The sequence below is a fragment of the Haloferax profundi genome, from assembly GCF_001469865.1.
In the GTDB taxonomy this organism is placed as follows: Archaea; Halobacteriota; Halobacteria; order Halobacteriales; family Haloferacaceae; genus Haloferax; species Haloferax profundi.
The window spans coordinates 1-5,894 of record NZ_LOPV01000470.1 but is presented as its reverse complement, the minus strand read 5'-3'; the positions used below and the strand labels follow the sequence as shown (position 1 = coordinate 5,894).

Genomic DNA, 5,894 nt, shown 5'->3' with positions numbered 1-5,894 from the left:
TTCACGCGGTCGTCGTACCGCTGGTTATACTTCCGCGCCGAGATGCCCTTCACCCAGTTGACGATGAGTGACGGAGCGTTCTTGGGTGGACTCCCGATGAACAGGTGTACGTGGTCGGGCATGACCTCGGACTCGGCCAGTTCGAGGCCTTTGTCCTCACAGATTTCCGCGAAGATGGTTTCGAGACGTTCCTTCGTCTTCCCCGTCAAGTGCGAACGCCGATACTGAGCGGAACCCTGTTCCGCGAGGTCAGCGGAATCGGATATTCTGCCCGACTTCGGCACGAACACTATGTGGTAGTAGAGTTCGTATTTCGCGTGACGGGTACTCTTTACCATCTATGTATACTATCATGGTTAGACGGCTTATAGATTGCGTTGGAACCTCGTCTATGCCATCGACAGCGGTTGAATACTGTTGGTCTGCTTCCTCCCAGTCTCCAGATTATATCCCGCGGGCGACAAGAACGCAGAGCGTTCTTGTAACACCCTGAAGGGCGAGGATTTCGGCTTGAATTTTTCGTAATAAAACCCCACTTCGTTAGTCTCGTGTGTCTATTCCGTGGGGCCGGAATACTACTGGAAAACTCTTCTATCCCTCTTCCGTAGGATTGAGACAGACGAAATGTACTCTCTCTTCCCCACTCAGATCTACACCTTCAAAACAAACTAGAGACAGACGAAATGTACTCTCACTGTGTAGGTCTAGTCCGAGTTCGTTCCGGGGGTTCTCATAGGAGTGTTTGAAGCGACTCTCGCACTCTACTCTCTCGGCCCAATGCACGTTGTATTCAACACGGCTTCAACAAACTATCTGCTACAGAGGATTTCAGCAGATCTCAGCAACTGTATCCCCACGTTTCGTTGCCCTCCGAGAAACTCTTGATTCGCACAATCGCTTAAGTAGTCGTATTTAAAATACAAATATAATGTCCAAAGAAGCACGCCTCGATTCTCTCGAGATTCAAAACGTGGTTGCATCGAGCGCTGTCGGTCAGGAGTTGGATTTGGAGTCGCTCTCGAACGACGTCGCCGGAGCGGAGTTCAACCCCGATAACTTCCCTGGACTCGTCTATCGGACCCAAGACCCGAGAGCAGCGAATCTGATTTTCCGGTCTGGCAAAATCGTGTGCACCGGTGCGAGTAGCGTCGACGGGGTCAACCGTGCATTAGAACAGGTGTTCGAGGAACTCGGTAGCCTTGGCATTCCAATCGATGACCGTGAAGAGGCGACGGTACAGAACATCGTCTCGAGTGCAGACCTCGGAACGAATCTCAATCTGAACGCACTTGCGATTGGTCTTGGACTGGAAAATGTCGAATATGAGCCTGAGCAATTCCCCGGTCTTGTCTATCGGATCGACGAGCCGAAAGTGGTCATCTTGCTGTTTGGGTCGGGGAAGATAGTCATCACGGGTGCGAAGAAGGTGGACTATGCACGGGAGGCGATTCAGGTCGTGAGCGACGAGATTGAGTCGCTTGGATTACTCGGCTGAGCGTCAGAACGTTTTCTCCGGAAACAGTGGGGTCTCAGATTCGGATAGCAGCGGTTATTCGGAACCCTACCTTGCCAACGAACTCCACTGGATATCCTCCGTCTTGAAGACAGAAAATGAGCTCTGGAATGGGCTCACAGGTTCTGAGATATCATCCCCGTCGGGTTTCCGCAGGATCAAGAAGCAGGTCTGCACACCACCGCTTAAGAAGTTGAATATACCGTCAGACCTGAAGGATTCAGGGTTCGAGCCGTTCGAATACTCCTCAGACTATTTAAAAGAATTCTGGGATATCCAAGTTGAGCGTGGCGTTTTCGATGATGTGACGAAGGGATTGTCGCCATCTATCCGACAACCAGTATTCCACCCAACGCAGGTCTAAGCATTCCTGAATCAAATCACGATTTTACCGACACTTGATGATGTGATTTGATTATGAGAACATCGACGGGTGGTGCCCCAGCTGCTCACCCTGGGATTCCGCTACAGTTGGCGAAACCGAATCAACGCTGGCGAGGAATTCGTCGTGTGTGACAACATCCTTGGGCTGGGATTCCTCTGGGTCCTGAATCTCACTGCTAATTCTGGCGTCCACAGCACGCATTGTTGCCTCACGACAGACGGCAGCAAGGTCTGCACCGGTGAACCCTACGGTAACAGCAGCCACCTCATCGAGGTCAACATCTGAAGCTAACGGAACGTCCTGGGAGTGAATGCGAAGAATCTCCGCACGGGCAGCCTCGTCTGGGAGGCCAACCTCAACTGCATGCTCAAATCGCCCCGGGCGGACGAGTGCATCGTCTAATGCGTCCAGCCGATTTGTTGCAGCAAGCACGAACACATCATCATTCGCTTCAGCCCCATCAAGTTCGGCGAGTAACTGGCCGACAATAGAGTCCTGAGCAGCACTCCCAGACCCTCGAGTGGTGGCAAGGGCATCAACCTCGTCAAAGAACACAACACAGGGTGCATTCTCCTGAGCCCGCTCGAACAGCTCCTCGATGCGGCCAACGGTCTCTCCGACCGACTCGCCCATCAACTCCGGCCCTTTGACCGACAGAAACGTCGCATCGGCAGCGTTCGCGACGGCAGTCGCCAGGCGTGTCTTCCCCGTCCCCGGCGGTCCGTACAGGAGGACGCCACTGGGGGGAGTCAACCCAAAGGTCTCAAACGTTTCAGCATGCTGGGCTGGCCACACAACTGCTCGCTCCAAGAGATGCTTGGCTTCGGTCTGGCCACCGACGTCATCAAAGCCGACATCCGGAAGCGTTACCCTGTATTCACGCATCGCCGATGGCTCAACCCGCTCGAGCGCCTGTTCGAAATCGACGTTCGTGACACGAAGTGCCGAAAACGCAGTATCGACAGACAGGTCTGCATCGTCCTCGGCACGGCGACTCGTCACCCGGGTGGCCTCCGTAACTAGCTCAGCAAGGTCAGCACCGGTGAATCCAACCGTCTGTCGTGCAAGGTCGTCAATATCAACACCAGCACCCAGGGGCACGTCACGGGTGTGAATCCGAAGGATGTCTCTCCGACCTGCTCTGTCAGGTGAGCTCACTTCGATTTCCCGGTCAAACCGGCCCGGCCGGCGAAGTGCACGGTCGATATCGTCAACACGGTTGGTCGTTGCGACCACTATGACATTGGCATCCTCATCGAGGCCGTCCAGAAGCGTCAACAACTGTGTGACGACACGGTCTTCAGGTCGCTTGCGGCCACTCCGAGACTGGGCAATTGCATCCAACTCATCGATGAAGACAATCGCTGGGGAATGTTGTTCAGCACGCTCGAAGACTTCTCGAACATTGGCCTCGGACTCACCGAACCATTTCGAGAACACCTCGGGTCCCTGGATGGACTCAAAGTGAGCATCAATTTCGTTGGCAACTGCTTTCGCAAGTCGTGTCTTCCCCGTCCCCGGCGGGCCGTACAGGAGGACACCACTTGGCGACTCAGCACCAAGATGGTCGTAGAGCTCTGGACGAGCAAGCGGACGTTCGATGACCTCCCTCACCTGGCTGATAGCGTCGTCAACCCCACCGAGGTCATCGTACGTAATCTTGTCAGTATCACTGGCCTCGTCCTCAGACTTGACCTCGGACAGCGCTACAAATTCGAGGTCAGTAATCCGAGAAATGACGGTGAGGTCACTCCCAGGACAGTCCGTGATTGAGATTGCTACCGAATCTTGAGTGCCAGTGGTAAGTGGAATCCGGAACGACCACCCCTCACGGACCGCACGACCATTCAGCCGGCGCTTGAGCTCTGCACGAACCACTGGGTCATCAGGGACGCCACCGAGGACTGCTGCGGTCACATGGTGAGCCCCATCGAGGGAGATTGGCTCGACAGCAACAGTATCACCCTTCTCAACGTCTAGGATATCTCGTGTCTGAGTATCCAATGCGATGATACGGTCATCGTCACAATCGACCGTCGGCCGAACCGAGACGACGAGAGACTCCTGGTCGGCATTGACGATTCCAAGGTGGTCGTCATCGTGGACACCGAGGTTTTCCATCTGACTTCGGGGAACAGCGGCAATTGCGAAGCCTTCGAGTCGGGAAGCGAGTTTCTGAACAGTGAGTTTCATGGGATAGATGTGAGTGTGAGCAGTCGGTGAGCGGTACCGCAGGCGAGAACGACCCAGGGATGTGGAACTATGGCTAGTCCGTCACAGGGACGACGTCACATCTCGCAACGAAGTGTGCAGCCCGAGTCTCGTCGAGACGTAATCGGTTCCGTGCGAGACGGACCGGGTTGAATGAGAGTTCGGCGAGACGGCCGTCTTTAGTGAGGCCTTCAACGTCGAGTGCTGAGAGAGCAGACCGGACGTCGTCACGGGTTGCATCCTCTACGAACGTGATGGTTGCCTCGTCCGCAGTGACAACCGTGTCAGCAATTGCTGATTCGTCTTTAGCTGCAGCCTCAACAACGGTCGGTAGGGGTTCGAGCTTATCGGGTGCGGAGAGAGTACTGAATTGGGAGCTCATTTGAATACCCGATCGCCAGGGGCGACCGGTATCAGAATGTATGGCTGGCCGTACCCTGGGTTTCGCGACTGTGTATTCCTATTGTCCAGACAAAGTAGACAATCAAAACAGTCTGTATTTGATCTATGAGAGTTCTATTAGTCTGATAGAAGTGGCGGGCTTGATATTGAGGGTGCAAACAGCACAAACTCTCAACACGTCGCAAGCTCAGCCCTCAGCGTAACTGTGCTGTGGAGGCATCAAGCACGCACCCTCCCAGAGTGTAATGGGATGTCGATGACCTCTCACGGTTCGCCGAGCCAGAGCCCCTGGATGAGCCCGTTCTGAACCTGATAGACCGCGAGCGCGTCTCTCGACTCCCCCATCGCAGTCACGTGTTCATGCAGGGCAACATACTCTCCAACTTGGAATTTATCACGCACCTCGCACTGGAGGTCTGGAACGGTGTCGAACAATTCGACGAAGTGAGCACGAATCTCTGTACTATCCTCGGCGAGGATCTCGTTTTGGGCGAGGTCCACGACACTCGCCTGCTCGTCATAGCAGGTGACGAACTCATCAATATCACCCTGATTGTACGCCTCAACCTGTCGCTGAACAACCGCCTTGGGAGTCGAGTCCTCCGCAGTCATCACAGTTCCATGCTGTCGCGTCTTTTGAATGTGTGTTGATTCAACACTTCATGAGTCGCGTCCATCCTATCACTAGGTGGGCGTCTTACGATGACCGGTTCGTGCCCTGTATGCAGAACGGCCTCTACAAACTAGCAGTAACTGAGGGGTTCAACAGAGCCTCAGTATTAGTCGCTTAGGAGATGCCCGAACGCACCCAGGATGTTACGGCCAGAGGCGGAGATACTCACGTAACTCGACCGGCCTCGTTGTTCAATCTGGACGTATCCATGATTCTCTAAATCATCGAGAATCTTTGAATCGAGCCTGTTGTACTTACTACTCCAGGCCTTGGTTTCGGTCCCTTGCAAGCACTCGAGGTGTGCTGTACCCGTCTTATCTCCGTCTCCACCGAACTGCTTGATGATGTTTCGTTTGTGGACTGAGTGGTTCTGGTCGGCCTTCTCTTTGAGGAATTCGAGAACAGCGATTTGGTCGGGTGTAGGCCCGTCAATCGGATAGAGTGGGAGGTCAGTCTGCGTTTTGACTCCTTCACTTGCTGGCGAGACTTCCGGGTCGTGTGAATACGATTCTGGGGTGACACTGTAGGGCCGTGCACCGACAGCCATACAACCAACAGCAGCAGCGACGGCAGCCACATGAGGCCCACTTGAGACGTTGACGTAGACACTGTCGCCACCCGCAACACCAGCATCGTGATGCTCTGCAATCGTCGTCACGACACCCATTACGTCGTAGAAATCAGTGAGTTGGACAGCGACACCGCGGACG

The 5,894-nt window shown here is 54.4% G+C and carries 7 protein-coding genes; 2 read left to right on the top strand and 5 right to left on the bottom strand.

Annotated features, from left to right (window positions below; genetic code table 11):
* Window positions 1-338 (bottom strand): IS200/IS605-like element ISHbo5 family transposase (gene tnpA / locus AUR66_RS15480; protein WP_058573159.1); only part of this gene is annotated, 338 nt, incomplete at its 3' end.
* 590 nt (window positions 339-928) lie between these two features.
* Here tnpA and AUR66_RS15475 point away from each other — a divergent pair.
* Window positions 929-1,495 (top strand): TATA-box-binding protein, encoded by a 567-nt coding sequence (locus tag AUR66_RS15475; RefSeq protein WP_058573158.1) that lies wholly within the window; start codon window positions 929-931, stop codon window positions 1,493-1,495.
* Window positions 1,479-1,877: a hypothetical protein gene (locus AUR66_RS21380; RefSeq protein WP_157533160.1), complete on the top strand. Its 399-nt coding sequence runs from the start codon at window positions 1,479-1,481 to the stop codon at window positions 1,875-1,877. Before AUR66_RS15475 ends, AUR66_RS21380 begins: the two co-directional genes overlap by 17 nt.
* 51 nt (window positions 1,878-1,928) lie before the next feature.
* Here AUR66_RS21380 and AUR66_RS15470 read toward each other — a convergent pair whose 3' ends face one another.
* The 4 genes from AUR66_RS15470 to AUR66_RS22180 form a co-directional block, all read right to left on the bottom strand.
* Window positions 1,929-4,091 (bottom strand): AAA family ATPase, encoded by a 2,163-nt coding sequence (locus tag AUR66_RS15470; protein ID WP_082682235.1) that lies wholly within the window; start codon window positions 4,089-4,091, stop codon window positions 1,929-1,931.
* Window positions 4,092-4,164: 73 nt separating this feature from the next.
* Window positions 4,165-4,491 carry a hypothetical protein gene (locus tag AUR66_RS15465; RefSeq protein ID WP_058573156.1) on the bottom strand — a complete coding sequence of 109 codons (327 nt, stop codon included), beginning with the start codon at window positions 4,489-4,491 and terminating at the stop codon, window positions 4,165-4,167.
* Between the two features lie 284 nt (window positions 4,492-4,775).
* Window positions 4,776-5,123, bottom strand: a complete 348-nt coding sequence (locus AUR66_RS15460) for a nuclear transport factor 2 family protein (protein WP_058573155.1) — start codon at window positions 5,121-5,123, stop codon at window positions 4,776-4,778.
* 167 nt (window positions 5,124-5,290) lie between these two features.
* Window positions 5,291-5,894, bottom strand: a 604-nt coding sequence (locus AUR66_RS22180) for an HFX_2341 family transcriptional regulator domain-containing protein (RefSeq protein ID WP_058573154.1), incomplete at its 5' end; no start/stop codon positions are given.